General features: G+C 49.3%; 1 protein-coding gene. It reads right to left on the bottom strand.

Features of this window, described 5'->3' with window-relative positions; translation table 11 throughout:
* A partial coding sequence (locus tag C6N31_RS47560) for an annexin (RefSeq protein ID WP_198359781.1) occupies positions 1–189 on the bottom strand: 189 nt, incomplete at its 3' end.
* Between the last annotated feature and the right edge of the window lie 36 nt (positions 190–225).

Here is a 225-nt window from a genome sequence, read left to right as displayed (position 1 = left end):
CCTAGAAGTGTCTCCAGCAATTGCTCGATCCAGAGGAACACTGTTCCTGCGATGATATTCCTCCTTAATGCGCTGCATATCGACCTCCGCCCGTGTTGCAACTACCCTAGTAAGGGCCCATTCATCTGTCCCGAGCTTGTTGATAGCCAAACGAAGAACTTTCTCGAAATATTTCTCCGGGCAGGTCAAGCACTTGATCGCAGCTCTCAGTAACTTGAGGAATTC

The organism is Streptomyces fildesensis (assembly GCF_016107395.1).
Lineage (GTDB): Bacteria > Actinomycetota > Actinomycetes > Streptomycetales > Streptomycetaceae > Actinacidiphila > Actinacidiphila fildesensis.
Note: the sequence above shows the minus strand (reverse complement) of the source record. Positions and strands in the feature narration are given on the sequence as shown.